Source organism: Acinetobacter sp. V110_1, from assembly GCF_031798975.1.
GTDB lineage: Bacteria > Pseudomonadota > Gammaproteobacteria > Pseudomonadales > Moraxellaceae > Acinetobacter > Acinetobacter nosocomialis_A.
In genome coordinates this window covers 498,852-517,624 of sequence record NZ_JAVQNN010000030.1, presented here as the reverse complement: position 1 = coordinate 517,624, position 18,773 = coordinate 498,852, and the positions used below count along the sequence as shown (strand labels likewise).

At 35.9% G+C, this 18,773-nt stretch carries 24 protein-coding genes; 20 read left to right on the top strand and 4 right to left on the bottom strand.

Annotated elements, in window-relative coordinates:
* Positions 1 to 247: 247 nt before the first annotated feature.
* Positions 248 to 661: an HIT family protein gene (locus tag RMA95_RS13380; RefSeq protein WP_000312749.1), complete on the bottom strand. Its 414-nt coding sequence runs from the start codon at positions 659 to 661 to the stop codon at positions 248 to 250.
* 18 nt (positions 662 to 679) lie between these two features.
* Entirely contained in the window at positions 680 to 949 is a 270-nt protein-coding gene (locus RMA95_RS13375) for a YARHG domain-containing protein (RefSeq protein WP_002049864.1), read from the bottom strand.
* Positions 950 to 1,213: 264 nt separating this feature from the next.
* Between RMA95_RS13375 and RMA95_RS13370 the strand changes: the two genes are divergently transcribed.
* From RMA95_RS13370 to RMA95_RS13345, 6 genes are all read left to right on the top strand, one after another.
* Positions 1,214 to 1,639 carry a GFA family protein gene (locus RMA95_RS13370; protein ID WP_311071225.1) on the top strand — a complete coding sequence of 142 codons (426 nt, stop codon included), beginning with the start codon at positions 1,214 to 1,216 and terminating at the stop codon, positions 1,637 to 1,639.
* Between the two features lie 131 nt (positions 1,640 to 1,770).
* Positions 1,771 to 1,971 (top strand): hypothetical protein, encoded by a 201-nt coding sequence (locus RMA95_RS13365; protein WP_002049802.1) that lies wholly within the window; start codon positions 1,771 to 1,773, stop codon positions 1,969 to 1,971.
* 503 nt (positions 1,972 to 2,474) lie between these two features.
* Positions 2,475 to 2,699 carry a hypothetical protein gene (locus tag RMA95_RS13360; protein WP_311071222.1) on the top strand — a complete coding sequence of 75 codons (225 nt, stop codon included), beginning with the start codon at positions 2,475 to 2,477 and terminating at the stop codon, positions 2,697 to 2,699.
* Between the two features lie 177 nt (positions 2,700 to 2,876).
* Positions 2,877 to 3,251 (top strand): TonB C-terminal domain-containing protein, encoded by a 375-nt coding sequence (locus tag RMA95_RS13355; protein ID WP_311071221.1) that lies wholly within the window; start codon positions 2,877 to 2,879, stop codon positions 3,249 to 3,251.
* 234 nt (positions 3,252 to 3,485) lie between these two features.
* Positions 3,486 to 4,253 (top strand): class I SAM-dependent methyltransferase, encoded by a 768-nt coding sequence (locus tag RMA95_RS13350; protein ID WP_311071219.1) that lies wholly within the window; start codon positions 3,486 to 3,488, stop codon positions 4,251 to 4,253.
* 120 nt (positions 4,254 to 4,373) lie between these two features.
* Complete coding sequence (locus RMA95_RS13345) at positions 4,374 to 4,946, top strand: isochorismatase family protein (RefSeq protein ID WP_311072279.1); 573 nt, start codon at positions 4,374 to 4,376, stop codon at positions 4,944 to 4,946.
* A gap of 34 nt (positions 4,947 to 4,980) precedes the next feature.
* On the opposite strand, the gene RMA95_RS13340 is transcribed toward RMA95_RS13345, so the two are convergent.
* Positions 4,981 to 6,066 carry an alpha/beta fold hydrolase gene (locus tag RMA95_RS13340; RefSeq protein WP_311071217.1) on the bottom strand — a complete coding sequence of 362 codons (1,086 nt, stop codon included), beginning with the start codon at positions 6,064 to 6,066 and terminating at the stop codon, positions 4,981 to 4,983.
* A 135-nt stretch (positions 6,067 to 6,201) separates the two neighbouring features.
* Here RMA95_RS13340 and RMA95_RS13335 point away from each other — a divergent pair, with 135 nt between their 5' ends.
* From RMA95_RS13335 to RMA95_RS13305, 7 genes are all read left to right on the top strand, one after another.
* Positions 6,202 to 7,389 (top strand): O-succinylhomoserine sulfhydrylase, encoded by a 1,188-nt coding sequence (locus tag RMA95_RS13335; protein ID WP_311071215.1) that lies wholly within the window; start codon positions 6,202 to 6,204, stop codon positions 7,387 to 7,389.
* A gap of 178 nt (positions 7,390 to 7,567) precedes the next feature.
* Positions 7,568 to 7,804: a hypothetical protein gene (locus RMA95_RS13330; RefSeq protein ID WP_004887361.1), complete on the top strand. Its 237-nt coding sequence runs from the start codon at positions 7,568 to 7,570 to the stop codon at positions 7,802 to 7,804.
* Between the two features lie 256 nt (positions 7,805 to 8,060).
* Positions 8,061 to 8,390, top strand: coding sequence for a YbaB/EbfC family nucleoid-associated protein (locus tag RMA95_RS13325; protein WP_001024697.1), 330 nt, complete (start codon positions 8,061 to 8,063; stop codon positions 8,388 to 8,390).
* Positions 8,391 to 8,399: 9 nt separating this feature from the next.
* Positions 8,400 to 8,996 carry a recombination mediator RecR gene (gene recR / locus RMA95_RS13320; protein ID WP_000490551.1) on the top strand — a complete coding sequence of 199 codons (597 nt, stop codon included), beginning with the start codon at positions 8,400 to 8,402 and terminating at the stop codon, positions 8,994 to 8,996.
* Between the two features lie 309 nt (positions 8,997 to 9,305).
* Positions 9,306 to 10,430 carry an HRDC domain-containing protein gene (locus tag RMA95_RS13315; protein WP_311071212.1) on the top strand — a complete coding sequence of 375 codons (1,125 nt, stop codon included), beginning with the start codon at positions 9,306 to 9,308 and terminating at the stop codon, positions 10,428 to 10,430.
* A 497-nt stretch (positions 10,431 to 10,927) separates the two neighbouring features.
* Positions 10,928 to 11,194 carry a hypothetical protein gene (locus tag RMA95_RS13310; protein WP_263613656.1) on the top strand — a complete coding sequence of 89 codons (267 nt, stop codon included), beginning with the start codon at positions 10,928 to 10,930 and terminating at the stop codon, positions 11,192 to 11,194.
* A gap of 135 nt (positions 11,195 to 11,329) precedes the next feature.
* Positions 11,330 to 11,665: a hypothetical protein gene (locus RMA95_RS13305; protein ID WP_311071209.1), complete on the top strand. Its 336-nt coding sequence runs from the start codon at positions 11,330 to 11,332 to the stop codon at positions 11,663 to 11,665.
* 73 nt (positions 11,666 to 11,738) lie between these two features.
* Here RMA95_RS13305 and RMA95_RS13300 read toward each other — a convergent pair whose 3' ends face one another.
* Positions 11,739 to 11,903 (bottom strand): hypothetical protein, encoded by a 165-nt coding sequence (locus RMA95_RS13300; protein ID WP_000086294.1) that lies wholly within the window; start codon positions 11,901 to 11,903, stop codon positions 11,739 to 11,741.
* Positions 11,904 to 12,345: 442 nt separating this feature from the next.
* Here RMA95_RS13300 and RMA95_RS13295 point away from each other — a divergent pair, with 442 nt between their 5' ends.
* The 7 genes from RMA95_RS13295 to aroC all read left to right on the top strand — a co-directional run bounded on the left by RMA95_RS13295 (position 12,346) and on the right by aroC (position 18,702).
* A complete protein-coding gene (locus RMA95_RS13295; protein WP_004701812.1) occupies positions 12,346 to 12,651 on the top strand; it encodes a YcgL domain-containing protein in 306 nt (101 codons plus the stop codon).
* Positions 12,644 to 13,030: a hypothetical protein gene (locus tag RMA95_RS13290; RefSeq protein ID WP_249668227.1), complete on the top strand. Its 387-nt coding sequence runs from the start codon at positions 12,644 to 12,646 to the stop codon at positions 13,028 to 13,030. Before RMA95_RS13295 ends, RMA95_RS13290 begins: the two co-directional genes overlap by 8 nt.
* A gap of 29 nt (positions 13,031 to 13,059) precedes the next feature.
* Positions 13,060 to 13,911 (top strand): MoxR family ATPase, encoded by an 852-nt coding sequence (locus tag RMA95_RS13285; protein WP_001271636.1) that lies wholly within the window; start codon positions 13,060 to 13,062, stop codon positions 13,909 to 13,911.
* 15 nt (positions 13,912 to 13,926) lie between these two features.
* Positions 13,927 to 15,114: a VWA domain-containing protein gene (locus RMA95_RS13280; protein WP_000498060.1), complete on the top strand. Its 1,188-nt coding sequence runs from the start codon at positions 13,927 to 13,929 to the stop codon at positions 15,112 to 15,114.
* A gap of 36 nt (positions 15,115 to 15,150) precedes the next feature.
* Entirely contained in the window at positions 15,151 to 16,356 is a 1,206-nt protein-coding gene (gene trpB / locus RMA95_RS13275; protein ID WP_311071202.1) for a tryptophan synthase subunit beta, read from the top strand.
* A gap of 237 nt (positions 16,357 to 16,593) precedes the next feature.
* Entirely contained in the window at positions 16,594 to 17,598 is a 1,005-nt protein-coding gene (prmB, locus tag RMA95_RS13270) for a 50S ribosomal protein L3 N(5)-glutamine methyltransferase (RefSeq protein WP_311071201.1), read from the top strand.
* A 12-nt stretch (positions 17,599 to 17,610) separates the two neighbouring features.
* Positions 17,611 to 18,702 carry a chorismate synthase gene (gene aroC, locus RMA95_RS13265; protein ID WP_263613660.1) on the top strand — a complete coding sequence of 364 codons (1,092 nt, stop codon included), beginning with the start codon at positions 17,611 to 17,613 and terminating at the stop codon, positions 18,700 to 18,702.
* The last annotated feature ends 71 nt before the right edge of the window (positions 18,703 to 18,773 follow it).

Below are 18,773 nucleotides of genomic sequence, written 5' to 3'. Positions count from 1 at the left end.
TCTCCAAAAAGTATTTTAAAAATGGCACATGCCTGTTAACTAATTATTTTGTAGTTGACTTGTGTACAAAAAGTTACAGAAGCTCACCAACTTGCTAAGAAGTATCTGTAAACTTTGTGACAGTGGAGTGAAGAGGAAATGACAGTTTTATGACAATTAAAAATTAGAAATATTTTATTTTCTTTTGATTTTATTACACTTTTTAAATAAAAAAGCGGAGCCGAAGCTCCGCTTTTAAGGCTTTAAATCAAAGAGCTGCTTTAATTTTTTCAGCTAAAGCCTTGATTTTATCTTGATCTCCTAATTGTGCAGCATGTTTACCAAGTTGGTGAACATTTGTCGGAATTAGGTGAAAATGAACATGAGGGACAGTTTGTCCAGCAGCAGCACCTGATAATTGCATGAGTACAATTCCATCAAGATTCAGTGCGGTTTCCATTGCTTTCGCAATTTTTTGCACGATCTGAATGGTATAGGCTGCCGCTTCAGGCGGTAAATCAAGTAAAGTTACTGCAGGAGTTTTTGGAATAACTAATGCATGACCATCGGCTTGGGGCATAATATCCATAAAAGCTAGAACTTGATCATCTTCATAGAGTTTTATCGCAGGAAGTTCACCACGTAAAATTTTTGCGAAGATATTTTGATCATCATATGCCATGTATTATTCCTTTAAATACTATTTACACTTCAATTCTTTTTGACGTTCTTTAATTGCGTCTAGACGTTGCTGCTCTTTATCAGAGAATTTTGGCTTAGTCGTATGACAGTTTTCATTACCATATTTTTCTTTAGCATCTTGGTCTTTAAAACAAAAGCCTTTTGATGCATAAATCAAATTGTAATCATCTTGCAATTTTTGACATTCTTGCTCAGGTGTTGCAGCTTGAGCACTGAAACCGGCAAGGGTTACCATTCCAGTGAATACTGCAACCAATAATTTATTCATGAGCTTTTCCTCAGTTAAAGGTATGAACCTGTACTCAATATAAGGTTTATTCCCAATATTTCAATGACTATTAATTACTCAAGTGTTATTAAAAATCATATTTGATCTTATAATACAAAAAAGCTTTACATATCAATATCTTTTTTTAAATTTATTTTAAATCAAGTGTTTAGGTCTTATTTTATATTAAACAATAAAAATATATACATAATAAATATTTAACGTCATTATTGAAATTTCATAGTGATGAATTAAATACATTATATGAGTAACATCGGTTCTTGTTTATGTAATCAAGTAAAGTTTTCTATATCCCGTGAAATAAAAACGGTTTATCACTGTCATTGCAGTTTATGCCGAAAACAAACGGGTACAGGAGCGAATGCGGCTACTTTGGTGAAAGAAAGCCAATTTAACTGGTTGGCTGGAAGTGAATATGTCGCTACCTATAAAAAGGAGACTGGTTTTACCTCGTCGTTTTGTAATCAGTGTGGTTCGCCAGTACCTAATAAAATTAATGGTACAAACTATATATGGATACCATTAGGGCTTTTGGAACAATCATTTAATCCGGACTTAAAGCTTAATTTTTGTATAGAGTCAAAACATGAATGGGTGGTGTTAGCGAACGCTCATAAAAGTTTTGACCATTTGCCTGTTATTGAGGAATTCTTAAAGTACTTCGAATAACATTATTCTTTAAATTTTATATCTTTTAATACTTCTTAAGTGTTCGTTACATAAATGATGTGTGTTCACTGTTGAATATATCTGACATTTAATTGAGCATAAAATCACATAACTTAAAAAGGATGGTTCACATGATAGATGAAGAAAAGCCTTTAAATTTTGAAGATGATGACGAGCCTCTTGATTTTGAAGATGAAGAATTCACAGATGATAAAAAAGAGGATGAAATGTATAACTCGATCACTAAGGATGGATCTAGTGTTGACCCCGCCGATGATGGCACACGACATATTCGTCCAGAAGACGGAGATCCTATAGAACTTGATGAGTAAGTACATCAGTTTAAAAAAGATTAGTCTTTTTAATATTTAAGTATAAGTGTAATATCCGAGCGCTGTCACAAACAGCAAAAAGTCCTGAATGATCAGCGCAAAAAATCAAAAGGGTAAAGCCTGCTTACAAAGCGGGCTTTTTTATTTTTATAAAATTATAGATTACGAGAATTAATTTATTGTGCCTGTAAAAGCGTATTATTTTTTAAAAAAATAGTTGGACACCCTAGATGAAAGGCTAATCGATGCTCCTATTGTTTGTAATGAGCATTTAAAAGAAGCACGAATGTAAATAATAAAAATAAAAAAAGTAGAAAGGCCATGAGTTAAAACATATCGTTAAATTATTTAGGTATTTTACACAATTTAACATTTTATGCAAATTAGTTTACATTCAATTAAGATTTGTTAAAGGATTGATCTGAGATTAATCGTTTTAAATATGTGACAATCAGAGCATAATTTGTTAGATTGTTTGATTTTTATAACAACCGGTGAGCCGAATGAAGAAATTATTATTTGTCGTTATTGCTGGGTGTGGGCTAGAAGGTTGTGCGTCACTGACGGAAAAAGCTGATGAAAATTATATTAGCAAGTCACCAATTACCCCAGTCAATACTGCATTTAATGGTACGAAAGTACTTGAGCATGGAATTTTTACTGAGCAGGATATTGCTGATATGCCTGAGCATTCAAATATTAATTCACGTTATAAAATATCATTTTAAGTCAATACTTAAAATTAAAATTGAATAGTTAAACTAAATAATCCAGTAAATTAGCAGAAATTTAAAATTTACTAAAATTGCATTTAGTAATAGCTATTAAGTATAAAACCACCGGTCTGGTGGTTTTTAAAACGATAAAATGTTAAATTTTAATCATTGAAAAAATTGGTTTTATAAATGAAAAGAGTCATTATTTTAACTTCTATCTTGTTATTAACTGGGTGTGCAATTAACTCGAAGACATTATCACCGACTAAAAGTAGCGATGATAAAATTATTTTAGAGGCTGAAAAATATAAGCAACAATATCAAAAAAAGATATTTAAAATTTGGGATATTCCACCGTCTTCAGTAGGCATGAGTGCCAGTGTTAAAGTCTTTTTAAATGATAGTGGTGAGATTGAGCAAATTATTTTTCTAGATAAAGAAGATCCAAAGTTTAAATCGAGTATTGAAAAAGCAATATGGCGTGCAAGTCCTTTTATTTTACCTTCTAATCCTGATGTAAGAAAACAGGTAAGAAAGTTCAACATCAAATTTATGGCAAAGTAAATTTTAAATATGAACTTCGCCTTTTATTTGTAGAAACCACCGAGAGGTGGTTTTCTATATTTAAAATTAGAAATAAAAAATATATAGAAAAACTTTTAAACCTCATTATGTCATTCTTGTAACTGCATAAGTAACCAAGCTATAACTTTATTTTATTAATTATTTAAAAACTAATCATTATTTTTTATCTACTTTTTCTTTTATGGTTAACCCATCGAAGAAGAGGAATAAGCCATGTTGAATCAACATGAGATAAATTTAAAACAGTACCAAAATAAATCTTTAAGTTATTTGAATAGCACAGCTCATTCTGAAGGAGTTGAGTTTGATAAGTTTATTAAAGAGATTGATAAATATTCAAATGCTGTGGTTTTAGATTTAGGCTGTGGTGGTGGTCATGTGGCTTATAACGTTGCTCACCATGCCGATCTGGTTTTTGCTTATGATTTATCTCATGAAATGCTTGATACTGTTTCAAAAGCTGCCAATGCTCGGAAAATAAAAAATATTTTCGTACAACAGGGCATAGCTGAAGATATGCCTTTTACTAATGAACAGTTTGATGTAGTGATTAGCCGATATTCTGCTCATCACTGGCAGCATGTACCAACGGCCATGAAAGAAATAAACCGTGTTTTAAAACCAAATGGTACTGTTATTTTTGTTGATATTATCAGCTCAAGTTTTCCCATTTTAGATACGTTTTTACAGACTATAGAGGTGATTCGGGACCCAAGTCATGTAAGAAATTACAGTATTAAAGAATGGGTTTACTTTATAGAAGATGCTGGTTTTGAATTAACTGCCTTAGATAAACAATCACTCATGCTAGATTTTAATAGTTGGGTACAGCGTATGAAAACTCCTGAAGATCAGATAAAAACGCTTAAGTATCTACAAGAGAATGCATCAGATGTAGTCAAAAAATATTTTAATATTCAAAAAGACGGAAGTTTCGAAAGTAAGGTAGGGTACTTTGTATTTAAAAAGATACCCTTCTAGTTTAATTTTAGCTTGAGAGTTATGAAATACGAAAAAGTTTTAAAACTTTGAGGCCTATGAAATAAAATGCTCATATCATTATAAAAGTTATGTGAAATTGGCTATTGAAGTCGATAGGAGATAAAGATTTTAATCCAGAATAATTCGGTTAATGCATTAATTGTAGTAGATGTACAAAACGCTTTTGTATTAGGCAATGAGGCTGTTCCAGCCGCAGAGCAACTTCTTTCTTCAATTAATATTTTACTTTCGAAAGCGCGCTTAGCTCGAGCACCTGTCATTTTTCTGCAAAATGACGGCGCTTTAGATACTGTAGATGAACCATTTCAATGGGGATGGGAACTATTTTTTCCTCCTCAAGAAGGTGAAATTGTATTAAGAAAAGTCAATGACAATGGGTTTGATGGTACGCCACTTCAGCAAATTCTAAATGAAAGCAGAGTACAAACCTTTGCAATTTGTGGGGTACTATCCGAAATGTGTGTAGCGGCTACTGCTCGTGCTGCACTAGAGTTAGGTTATGGGGTGCTTTTACCTCATGATGCACATGCAACTTATAATGTACCCGCAGGACCCGGCTCAGAAGAAGTACCTGCAGCAATGGCGGCCCGAGCTGCTGAGTGGTCTCTTGGCGATGAAATTGTCATCTGTGCTTCATCTCATGAAGTGAATTTCATAGAAAGCGTTAAATAGAAGCCCTTACTTGAAGGGCTTTTTATATCTATATTTAAACTTTTGTTGAACGATCACTTAGCCATGCTGCTAGCTTTGGCCAGAATTCCTGAGCACTTGCTTGGCTTGACATGAGTCCCAAATGTCCGCCAGGAATAAGCGTAAACGTCACATCTTTGCTGCTGGTTAATTCGCTTAATGGTTGAGCAGCATCCGCCGTAACCAATTGATCGCTACGACCAGCGCCAACTAAAAGAGAACAATCGATATTTTTTAACTCGATTTTTTTATCTTTTAATAGAATAGAACCTTGCTTCAACGGATTTTGTAGCCATACGTTGAATAACATGTCCTGATTAATACCACCAGGATAATCAATCATATTGTTTAAAAAACTACTTAATGTGGCATGTTCTTGTACAAACTGCAGATCATCAAGGTTTTTAAGTAATTGAATATGACCCTCGTACCAGCCTTTAGGGTCAAGAATTTTAAATCCTAGAGAATTTAAAATACCTGGAGTATGAATCAAACGCTTTGGTAAACCTGAGTAGATACGTGCCTGAAGTTTTTTATTACGACCAATAATATTATTTATGGTTCGGTAGAGTTTTCCAATATAGCCAGAAGCATAGCTATCGATTGGGCTACCTAACACTATAAGATTTTTGACATAATTTGGATGGTTATGCGCTGTATACAAAGTAACGAATATGCCTGCCATACTCCACCCATGTAGAGAAATTTGATCACTTCCTGAATGAGTGCGGACAAGCCCTATAGCTTTAGGAATAAAATCTTCAATAAATGATAAAAAGTTAAGATGTCTATCTTTAAACCCTAAACGGCCCCAATCGACAAGGTACACGTCAAATCCTGTATTTTGGAAATGCTTAATAAGAGAACGATAAGGATATAAATCATAGATCGCCATATTAATTGCTAGAGGTGCAACAAATACTAATGGTTCTTTAAAACGCTTTTGAACAGCCGCATAGTAACGAATACGAGTTTCATTAAATTGACCGATGACTTCATAAGGTGTGCTTTGTGACAACACCAGTGTTTCTGGTTGAAATAGTCGAGTAGAGAGGTGTTTGATTTGCCTTTGCTCAGAGACAATGGACTTTAAGCGTTTCATCTTACTTTGCCAACTATTTACTAAAATTAAATAAAGTCTAAGCGATAATTTTCAGGTTTACCTTGACCTTAAATACCTTAGACACTCAAAATGATGATAGTTTTTTAGTACATGACCAGTAAAGGCGAACATTTAATGAACCAGTCTGATGATTTAGAATACCAACTTGATACTTTAGCCATTCGTACCGGACATACTCGTAGTTTTGAAGGTGAGCATGGCGAACCGATTTTTTTGACTTCATCTTTTGTGTATGAAAACGCTGCTGAAGCAGCTGCAAAATTTTCTGGTCAAGTTCAAGGAAATATCTATTCACGTTTTACCAATCCGACTGTATCGATGTTCGAAAAACGCTTAGCAGCTTTAGATGGTGCTGAACGTGCTGTTGCGACAAGTTCTGGAATGGGCGCGATTTTGTCAGTTGCTATGGCATATTTAAAAGCGGGTGATCATGTTATTTGCTCAAGAGCAGTTTTTGGTTCAGTTGTTGCTTTGTTTGAGAAATATATTGCCAAGTTTGGTGTAGACATTACATTTGTCGATTTATGTGATTTGGACGATTGGAAAAACGCGGTACGTCCAGAAACTAAACTTTTATTTGTTGAGTCACCATCGAATCCTTTAGCTGAGATTGCAGATATTCAAGCACTTGCAGATATTGCACATTCGAATGGTGCATTACTTGCAGTTGATAACAGTTTCTGTACACCTGTTTTGCAGCAACCATTAAAATTTGGTGCAGACCTTGTGATTTACTCGGCAACTAAATATTTAGATGGGCAAGGGCGCGCATTAGGCGGTGCTGTTGTCGGTAATCATCAGTTGTTAGAAGAAGTTTTTGGTGTCGTCCGTACACTTGGGCCATCAATGAGCCCATTTAATGCATGGGTTTTCTTAAAAGGTCTAGAAACTTTACGCTTACGTATGAAAGCACACTGTGAGAGTGCTCAAATTCTTGCCGAATGGTTATCTACCCATGACAAAGTAGAAAAAGTTTACTACGCAGGCCTACCAACTCATGAAGGGCACGAACTTGCTGCAAAACAGCAAAATGGTTTTGGTGGGATTGTTTCTTTCGTTGTTAAAGGCGAACGTGAAGGTGCTTGGAAGGTGATTGATAACACCAAATTTATTTCAATTACTGGTAATTTAGGTGATGTGAAGTCAACAATTACCCATCCTGCGACAACAACACACGGCAAACTTTCTGCTGAAGCCAAACAAGCAGCAGGAATTCAAGAAGGTTTAATCCGTGTTTCAGTTGGTTTAGAAGATATTAACGATATTATTGGTGATATCTCACGTGGATTAGATTTAATCTAATTAATTTATATATTTAAGAGTAAACCACACTTATTTTAGTGTGGTTTTTTATTAATGAAGTTGTTACTCACACACAACGAAAGAAATAAAAAGACTACATTTTGTTATAAATGACTCTAAAATCACAACGTATAAAAGTTCTAAATTTAATAAAAATAACAAAGTGAGTGTTTGAACCATGCTTAAACCTATAATTATATTAGTCGCTATAGGGGCAATTGGTTTGGTTGGATACAGAGTATTTGCCCAAAAAGACGAGCCGACTCAGATTAGCGAAACTGTATTGTTAATTAATGATGCGAACAAATCAGTTGAAGATGCAGATCACTCCATAGAAAAGGCAAATGCCTCTTTTCAGAAAATGCCTTTAAATGAATACAAACCGGATAATAAAAACCTTCAAGCCTCACAATAGTTGCACTTAAATTTTAGAACTGGTTCTAAGAGTGAAAAGTTTTACACAGAAAGTTTTAAACTCATGAGTTAGCGAAAATAGTTTCATAGATACCAATAGAAAACATTAATTTATTGTGTCAGAATTACAGATTAATTTTGATTTAAACGTAATGACCTCAATGCTCTTTATGATGGGTTGAGGGACTAAAAGAGTTTAAGTTCTGAAGTGTTATGTGACTATCAATTATATTTGATAGAGATACGGAGTTAGGTTTATGAATATCAATATGCTCATGCAGCAAGCGCAGCGCATGCAAAAAGATATGGAATCAAATATAAAAAAGGCCAAAGAAGAGCTTGCTCAAACTGAAGTACACGCTGAAGCGGGTGGTGGTTTAGTTAAAGTAACCATGACTGGTCGTTATATCGTAAAACGTATCGAAATTAATCCAGAATTGCTTCAAGATGAACCAGACATGATTGAAGACTTAATCGCAGCTGCTGTTAATGATGCTGTGCGTCAAGCAGAAGTCGTTTCTGAAGAAAAAATGCAAAAAGCTAACTCTGGCATGGGTTTACCTCCTGGCTTAGCGGGCATGTTCTAAGGAAATTCAGTGTTTAGTGATAGATTTGAACAACTCGTTCAAGCTTTACGTATTTTGCCTAGCGTTGGACCGAAGTCGGCTCAACGTATGGCTTTACATCTGTTGATGAAAAATCGAGAAGGTGCATTTGCTTTAGCACATGCTCTACATGAAGCATCAAGTTATATCCACGAATGTAGTGTTTGCCACTCTTTAACAGAGCACGAAATTTGTGATATTTGCGCTTCAACAGAAAGAGATGATCAACTGCTCTGTGTGGTTGAATCTCCGGCAGATGTGATGGCAATTGAGCAAAGTGGTAGTTTCCGTGGTAAATACCATGTGTTGGGTGGGCATCTTTCTCCATTAGATGGAATTGGGCCAGAAGAAATAGGTATTCCTTACCTCATTCAACGTTTAAGCCAAGGTACTATCGAAGAAGTCATTTTGGCAACTAACGCTACTGTAGAAGGTCAGGCGACAGCGCATTATTTGGTTGAAGCGACGAAGCATTTACCTATTCACATGACACGTATTGCTCAAGGTGTACCACAAGGTGGTGAGCTTGAATATGTTGATAGTCATACATTAAGTCAGGCGGTGCATAACCGTATGCGTATGAAATAAGTACCTCGGTGCTTATTTCAAAGATTTTTTTTTAAAATATAAGTTTTATTATTAAAGAAATCTTTTTAAAAGACAAAAACATATTTTTAAAATGGCTTAATGAATATATAAATTAAAAAAGCTGTTTGTAAAAAATAAATTTTTATAAGGATCTTAAATTGAAAAATTTAAAATAATGATCAAAAAATTATCTCTTTTTTGGAAAATTGTTCAAAAATAGATTATTCATCATGGATTCAGTAGCATTTTTCTATTGCTATGTTATATATACCAGAGTTTAAAGCACTCTTTGCATTTACTTGAGAAAGCATGTTTCAGTTTATCCAACAGCAAACCGAATTGGTTGATGTTCTTCAACAAATGGATCAATGTTCAACGTATGGACTTGATACAGAATTTATTAAGGTTGATACCCTTTGGCCTAAACTTGGAGTATGTCAAGTCAATGTCAACGGAAACGTATATTTGCTGGATGGCGTGTCGCTAGACTTAAGTGAGTTTTGGAAAAAAATCTTTGTTGCTCAACAAAATATTTTTCACGCATGTGGTGAAGATATCGATTTAATCTATCACTATGCTGATGAACAAAACCTATTAAATGTTTTTGATACTCAAGTTGGACTTTCCTTTTTAGGGCATGGTTTACAAGTAAGCTATCAAGGTGCTTTAAAGCTTTGTTTAGAGATTGACATTGAAAAAGACCAAACTCGATCTGACTGGTTAGCAAGACCTTTGTCTCCTCAACAGTTATGCTACGCAGCAAATGATGTTTTATACCTTATGCAGTTGGCTAACCATATTAAGGATCAGCTTAAGCAAAAAGGGCTTTATGAATATGTTCTTGAAGACTGTAGTAGTCTAACCAAAGAAATTATTAGGGAAACACCAACGTCATTACTCTATACAGATGTAGGCAACTATCGACATTCACGCCGTCAATTAATGCAATTGCAGAATTTAAGTGAATGGCGCGAACATATAGTTAAAGCAACCAATCAGCCACGTAGTTTTATCCTTAGAAATTCGACAATGATTGATTTGGTCGAAAAAAATCCACGTAATAATTTTCAATTATCTCAAGTAAGGGATATCCGTCCAAATGTTGTCCGTGAATATGGCAAAATTATTCTGGATCTTTTAAAGGATTTGCCAGTAGAAGGGCAATGGCCGACTAAAATTGCTAAACCTTTTAAAATTACGTCAAGAGAAACTCTAGATAAAATGGATGCGTTAATTGCAAATGCTATAGAGCAAACCTCCATTCCGAAAGAAGTTTTACTGCGTAAGAAATGGTTAAATGCAATTCATCAGCATGTACTTTCTAAAGGTGATGAACAAGATTTACCCGATTACTTGCTCGGTTGGCGCTACGAATTGCTCACCAAACCACTTATTCAACTATTTACAGAAGAGAAAGCAACTCTGTTATTTTAAATTTACCAATGTGTTTTCAGTTCAAATGAGCACTTTGTATTTAAAAATAAGTTATTTGATTAATATTTGCTCAAATAATAGTGGTTAATTTTACTTTAAAATAAAGCCTTTTTATAAGTCTATCTTTATAAATTTAATCTTTTATTTAGTTGTACTTTATATTCTTAGGTTTTTTTAAAGTTTAAATACTATAAATATGAGTTAATCTTAATTTCATATGATTATGCTGAATTAAATTAACTTTATTCGTGAGAAAAATTCAATTGCGTATATATACAGGTCTGTATATTCTTGGCATCAAGAAAAACAATTTCAAAATAAACAATATATAACTATAAGTTTGTTTCGGTGCAGAAATATAGAGGCCTTCTCGGGGAGAGGAGGCCTCTAATTTTATTTGTACAGCCGTAAAAAGTTTTTAAAATCAATAATAAGTTAATATTGAGATTAATTTTTTATGCTATAAATGAAAGTTACTAATAACTAGAGAGATAAACATGACTAATAATTTTAATGCTGAACAGGCAAGAAAAAATGCTAAAGATGTCAAAATAGATCAAGCAATATTGTTGGAAAAAATCTTAACTGGAACTGAGGAAATCTCGAAAGAAGGTAAACGTCGAGCAGTGTTTCAATTTCCAATAGATGCTTTGCATCCTGAACATATTACACAGGTAGAGGAAGAGCTAAAGACGCGAGGTTTCAATGTTTCAACCAATATTGAACAGTCTGGTACAACGGTCAATATTGAAGTTAGTTTCTAAACTTTTGTGCAATCAAACGCCCATACTTTAGGGCGTTTCTTATAATTTTTTACAATCTAAATTTATAAAAATCAATATATTGTTTGACAGGTTTATGCTTCTTCTGTAGCTTTACTTTTTGAGTGGAATATGGATATGAACTTCCAAACAATACTTTCATCTTTCAAAAATCAATCTACTGGTACAGATGCATTTAAAAACTTAAAAAATGTGTGTGAGCAGTATCTCAAGCAATCTTCAGATTTAAATGAAAAAGCAGCAACTTATCTCATTTATGGGTTTGCTCGTAGTTATGTCATCTTATATGAAGATGAAGCAGTGACTACCGAGTTTGCGCAAGCTTCTAAAGAAACGTTAATGAATTACATGAGTCATTTAAATAAAGCCTTACTTACTCAAGATGACAGCATAATTTTGAGTGCTTTAAATCAGGTGAGTAATGACTATATGCAGAGTGCAAGAGTCTTTTAAAATCTTTGTTTAGCTTATTAGTAGGATACTTCTTTAGTCATCAAGTTAACCAAAGAAGTATCCAGTAGTAATTTTAATGTGTTTTTTTCTTGCCACCGCCATCTTGTTTATTGACAGTAGACCATGCAATACGTTCAGCTTCTTCTTGAGAATGACCTCTATCTACCTCACTCTCAACAATATGTTTAGCCTGACGCTTTTGCTTTGCTGTATAAGATGATTTATCGCCACGAGACATAGCATAGACCTCCGTATTTTGTTTTAAGATCTTCTACTATTGAAACACATTCGAATTTAAAATCGGTTAAATAATGTCTTATCCTGTATGCATAAGTTGAATCTTATTTAGAACTTATTTTAAATTTTAGTTAAATTAAATTTATTATTTTCAATAAATTAAGCTGAGTTCAATCTGTTTTGAGCTGAGTTTTATTGTTTTTAAAATGTAATTTTTTCATTTTATAAAAGTAAATAAAAAGATTTTTTATGTAAAATTAACAGCTTAATAAAGGTTGAAAAATTTAAAACTTTAGAAAATTAAAAGTTATTTATCGACCTTGATGATTGTTGTGGGTTAATATTTCGCAAGAAAAGAAAAAACGACTGATGCGTAAACAAACCTGCGTGTGTCTGTTGTTTTTTTTCATGTATGCTGTCCTTAGTTCAAGAGTTGATTTGAAATGCACTGTGATATTTATAGATCGAGCAAAAAAGATGAAATGTACATTTATATTGCTCGTCCAAACTATCCTGATGATACGGAGCAAACTGATCCGTTTGAAAAAGTTCCAGAAGCTGTTTTACAAGCATTTGGTCGTGCAACGTTTGTCATGCATTTAGAATTAGCTCCAACACGTAAATTAGCGCGTGTAAATGTTTTACATGTTCTAGACTCATTACAAACAAAAGGTTTCTTTATTCAGATGCCGCCAGAAGGGCTAATTAACCCAAATGCAGTTGAACCAGAGGGCTTACGTGGTGCGTGAAGATCAAGCTGGAGTTTTAAATCAATTACTTTCTTCTCTCGATGCAATTCCTGAAGAGATCATTGCTTTAACAGCTTATGGCGTTGGCGCTATTATTGCCTTGTGGTGTTGGTGGCGTTTAATGCGCCGCTTACCTGCTACTTTTGGTGCAATAAGCTGGTTAGTTGTTTTTGCTATTTTGGTGACGCCAACCGTTTCGGAAGGGCCGAATGCATCTGTAGCACCAGCTATTTTTGGACTACTGTTTGGTGTTTTAACGAAAGACAGTCCTTTAATCTGGTCAAATTTATCCTTAATTCTATTTGTAATCGGTCTAGGTTTGGTTATTGGCTATTGTTGGTCAAAATATACAACAAACAAAAGCATGCGTTCCATCTAACCATTGAAATAGAAAAATAAGGTCTCTACATGTCTGCTGATACCCAACATTTTACCGGTACAGATCAATATATCGCGACTGATAGTCTTAAACTTGCTGTAAAAGCAGCTCGTGCTTTGCAAAAGCCTTTATTGGTTAAAGGCGAGCCGGGTACAGGTAAAACTTTACTTGCTGAGCAAGTGGCAGAAAGCCTCGGTTTAAAACTCATCACTTGGCACATTAAGTCAACAACTAAGGCACAGCAAGGCTTATATGAATACGATGCTGTGTCTCGCTTGCGTGATAGCCAATTGGGTGATGATCGTGTTTACGATATTAAGAACTATATTAAGCCCGGTAAACTGTGGGAAGCTTTCACCAGTGAAGAGCGTTGTGTGCTTTTAATTGATGAAATTGATAAGGCGGACATCGAGTTTCCAAATGACTTGTTACATGAACTTGATAAAATGTCTTTTTATGTTTATGAAACAGGCGAAACGATTACGGCTACTCAACGTCCAATCGTAATTATTACTTCAAATAATGAAAAAGAATTACCAGATGCGTTCCTGCGTCGTTGCTTCTTCCACTACATTGAGTTTCCAGACGAAGCAACTATGCGTGAAATTATCTCGGTACATTTCCCAAATATCTCTGCGACTTTGGTAAATGAAGCGCTTCAAGTTTTCTTCAAGCTCCGTGAAATTCCTAACTTGAAGAAACCACCATCTACATCTGAACTGATCGATTGGTTAAGTCTGCTTATGGCAGATGATATGCCAGAAGATGTACTACGTAATCGAGATACATCAAAAGCTATTCCACCTTTGTATGGCGCACTCATTAAAAACGAACAAGATGTGCAACTGCTTGAGCGTTTGGCTTTCATGTCACGACGTTAAAGGAGGGAATAACCCATGTTTGTGCGGTTATTTTACACCTTACGAAAATATGGTGTTCCAGTTACAACTCGTGAACTCATTGACTTAAATCGTGCGGTGAGTGAAGGCTTAGTTTTTGCCGATCAGGAAGAGTTCTATCAACTTGCTAAAACAATTTTAGTTAAAGATGAACGCTTTTTTGATAAGTTCGATCGTGCCATGAAAGATTACTTTGATGGCATAGAAACCTTTGATATCGATGAGTTACTCAAGCAAGTCCATAAACTACCAAAAGACTGGTTTGATTTAGAACTTCTCGAAAAGCATTTAACACCAGAGCAAAGAGCTGAACTTCAAAAAGCAGGTTCTTTAGAAGAACTGATGAAAATGCTAGAGGAACGTCTACGCGAGCAGCATAAAAAACACCAAGGTGGTAACCGTATGGTGGGCACAGGTGGAACTTCACCCTTTGGCGCTTTTGGTGACCATCCAGAAGGCGTCAGAATTGGTGGGCCGGGTCGTAAGCGTTCGGCGGTTAAAGTCTGGGAGCAGCGTAAATACCAAAACCTAGATGATGACCAAGTCCTTGGTACTCGTCAGATGCAAATTGCTTTGCGACGGTTACGCAAATTTGCTCGCCAAGGTGCAGCTGAAGAGCTAGATGTTGACGGAACAATTCGGGAAACAGCCAAGCAAGGTATCTTGGATGTTCAAATGGTGCCAGAGCGTCGTAATCGAATCAAAGTACTCATGTTGTTTGATGTTGGCGGTTCGATGGATGCACACATTGCCCAATGTGAAAAGTTATTCAGCGCAGCTAAAACAGAATTCAAAACACTTGAATACTTTTATTTTCATAACTGTCTTTATGACTATGTTTGGAAAGATAACTACCGAAGAACAGCAACCCGCATGAATACGTGGGACTTGTTCCATACTTATGGACGCGACTATCGTGTAATTGTGGTGGGAGATGCCAGTATGGCACCGTATGAGCTGAAATCGGTAGGTGGCTCGGTTGAATATATGAATGATGAAACAGGTGAGGTTTGGTTACGTCGCCTACGTCAACATTTTGATAAAACAGCATGGTTAAATCCTGAAACAGAAGGGTATTGGCATTACACTCAAACGATTGGTTGGATTAAAGAGATTTTTGAAAACCATATGTACCCAATGACCCTAAAAGGCATTGAGGATCTGACGCGTTACCTTTCTCGATAAACTTGATAACTTTAATAATTTAAAAAGAGGGATGATATGCAACATCAAATTAATGGTATTGCTTTGCCGAATGAACAAGGATTTTTTGGTGAGTATGGAGGTCAATTTATTCCTCCGCATTTAAAAGAAGCAATGGATGAAATTAATGTTGCTTATGAAGAAATTCGCCATACATCAGAATTTCAAAATGAATTATCAGACCTCTTTGCAAATTATGTAGGACGTCCAAGTCCTTTATTTCATGCAAAACGTCTTTCTGAGCAGTTAGGTGGCGCGCAAATTTATTTAAAGCGTGAAGACTTAAATCATACCGGTGCCCATAAAATCAATCACTGTTTAGGTGAGGCTCTACTTGCTAAGTATATGGGCAAAAAGAAAGTCATTGCCGAGACGGGTGCGGGTCAACATGGGGTGGCTTTAGCAACGGCTTGTGCTCTAGTGGGTATTCCATGTGAAATTCATATGGGGCAAGTTGATATTGAAAAAGAACATCCAAACGTGGTCAAAATGAAAATTTTGGGTGCTCATTTAGTTTCAGTCACTCGTGGTACAGCAACCTTAAAAGATGCTGTAGATAGTGCGTTTGAAGAATATTTAAAAGACCCTAAAAACTTTATTTATGCAATTGGTTCTGTGGTTGGTCCTCATCCATTTCCTAAAATGGTTCGAGATTTTCAATCAATTATTGGCAATGAAATTAAAGATCAGACACATCAGCGCTTTGGAAAAAATCCAGATTATGTGGTGGCATGTGTTGGTGGTGGTTCAAATGCGATTGGTGCCTTTACCGCATTTTTAAATGATTCAGATGTAAAACTGGTTGGGGTGGAACCCGCTGGACATGGGTTAGACACCAATATGCACTCAGCAACTCTAACATTAGGTAAACCAAGTCAAATTCATGGTATGGCATGTTACGTGCTTGAAAATGAAGCTGGTGAACCGTTACCCGTACATTCTATTGCTTCAGGATTGGACTATCCTGGTGTTGGTCCTCAGCATAGTTTCTTAAAAGATTTAGGCCGTGTGGAATATAGCACTGCAACTGACCAAGAATGTTTGGATGCTTTTATGACCTTATCTCGTGTAGAAGGAATTGTTCCTGCGCTTGAAAGCTCACACGCTGTGGCATGGGCAATTCGTGAAGCACCAAAGCTACCGAAAGAAACCATGATTGTGGTGAATCTGTCGGGTCGTGGTGATAAAGATTCTGACTATGTTGCAGAAAAGCTTAAGCTTTAAGCCAACTAGAGTTGATAAGCGGTCAGTATTTAAAGGCCGCTTTTTTGTTTCAGAGACTACATATTGCGCTACTTATAAAGTTCATTATTTCTTAATTAAAACAAAGTATTCTGATTTTAAGCTGAGATTGTTAGAGATAGGTGTGTAAAACACTGCTTCACAAGGCAAAGCGTTGCGTTGCTTTGTCTCACTCAGTAGAATAGTCACTTTGCAAAATTTGCCTTTGGAGACGCCTAAGTGGAGCGACCGACGATTAGCCCTGAACATTTACAGGAAGCTGCTGAAAATTTATCTACAATTCGAGATTTTATTCGTTTTGGGGTATCAGCATTACGTCAACATGATGCACATTTAGGACAAGGTACTGAAGATTATTTTGCAGAAAGTTCTGCATTAGTTTTACAAACCTTATCTCTTGAATGGTCAGCAGACGCAGAGATTTTAGATGCTAAACTTTTACCAAGTGAAAAAGCAGAATTCTTAAGTTTGTTAGAACGTCGTATTAATGACCGTATTCCAACTTCTTATTTATTAAATTTAGCTTACTTCTTTAATAAGCCATTTTATGTAGATGAACGTGTACTTATTCCGCGTTCACCAATCGCAGAGTTAATTGAGCAACGTTTTGCACCATATTGTTTAGATGAAAATGGTCAAATGCGTGAAGCACTCAACAACCTACCAGAAAATACCAAGCCTAAGACACCACAACGTATTTTAGATATGTGTACAGGTTCTGGCTGTATTGCAGTGGCTTTAGCTTATGCTTATCCAGACGCAGAAGTAGATGCAACAGACATTTCTAAAGAAGCTTTAGAAGTAGCATCGATTAATGTTGAACATCACAATAAGCAATATCAAGTTGCATTACTTGAATCTGACTTGTTTGCCAAGATTCCAGCTGAAAACCAGTACGATTTAATTGTAAGTAATCCTCCGTACGTTGATGCCGAAGATATGGCTGACTTACCAGAAGAGTTTTTGCACGAACCTGAGCTTGCATTGGCAGCAGGCCAAGATGGTTTAGACCTCGTGCGTAAAATGCTTGCTCAAGCAGCAGATTATTTAACTGAAGATGGTTTAATTGTCATTGAAGTGGGTAACTCTGAATGGGCTATGCGTCAGAACTTCAATACTGTTGAGTTTAACTGGCTTACTTTCCAAAAAGGTGGTTCAGGTATTTTTGCTTTGACTGCTGAACAATGTCGTCGTTATAGAAAATTATTTGCAGAACAAGCTTAAGGAGTTGTACGTATGGCAGGGAACACTATTGGACAACTCTTTCGTGTAACCACATGCGGTGAATCGCATGGTGTTGGTTTAATGGCAATTGTTGATGGAGTGCCACCAGGCCTTGCATTAACAGCAGAAGATCTGCAAATAGATTTGGACCGCCGTAAGCCTGGTACATCGAAATTTGCTACCCAGCGTAAAGAACCTGATCAAGTTGAAATCATTTCAGGGGTATTTGAGGGTAAAACCACAGGTACACCAATTGGTTTACTCATTCGTAATACTGACCAAAAATCGAAAGATTATGGGAATATTGCGCAAACCTTTAGACCGGGTCACGCGGATTATACTTATACACAAAAGTATGGTTTCCGTGATTATCGTGGTGGTGGCCGTTCAAGTGCTCGTGAAACTGCTATGCGTGTTGCAGCTGGTGCTATTGCGAAGAAATATTTAGCAGAAAAATTTGGTGTCTTGATTCGTGGTCATGTCACTCAAATTGGTAACGAAGTTGCCGAAAAACTCGATTGGAATGAAGTTCCAAATAATCCGTTTTTCTGTGGCGATGCAGACGCTGTTCCTCGTTTTGAAGCATTGGTTACGTCTTTACGTGAACAAGGCACCAGCTGTGGCGCTAAGCTAGAAATCTTAGCTGAGAAAGTTCCTGTAGGTTGGGGTGAGCCTGTTTTTGACCGTTTAGATGCTGATATCGCACATGCCATGATGAGTATTAATGCGGTTAAAGGTGTTGAAATTGGTGATGGTTTTGCTGTAGCAGGTCAGTTTGGTCATGAAACACGTGATGAATTGACGAGTCAGGGCTTCTTGGCGAATCATGCTGGTGGTATTTTGGGCGGTATCTCAAGTGGCCAGACTATTCGTGTGGCGATTGCACTAAAACCGACTGCAAGTATTACTACTCCAGGTAAAACGATTAATTTAAATCGTGAAGATACTGATGTGTTAACTAAAGGCCGTCATGATCCGTGCGTGGGCGTTCGAGCAACTCCAATTGCTGAAGCAATGTTAGCAATAGTTTTAATGGACCATTTCTTGCGAAATCGTGCTCAAAATGCAGATGTTGTTCCTCCATTTGCACCTATTGAACCATAGAGACTTGGTTGACGTAAAAAAGCCACATAACTCAAAGTATGTGGCTTTTTTATTGTTATTGAGCGCAATTT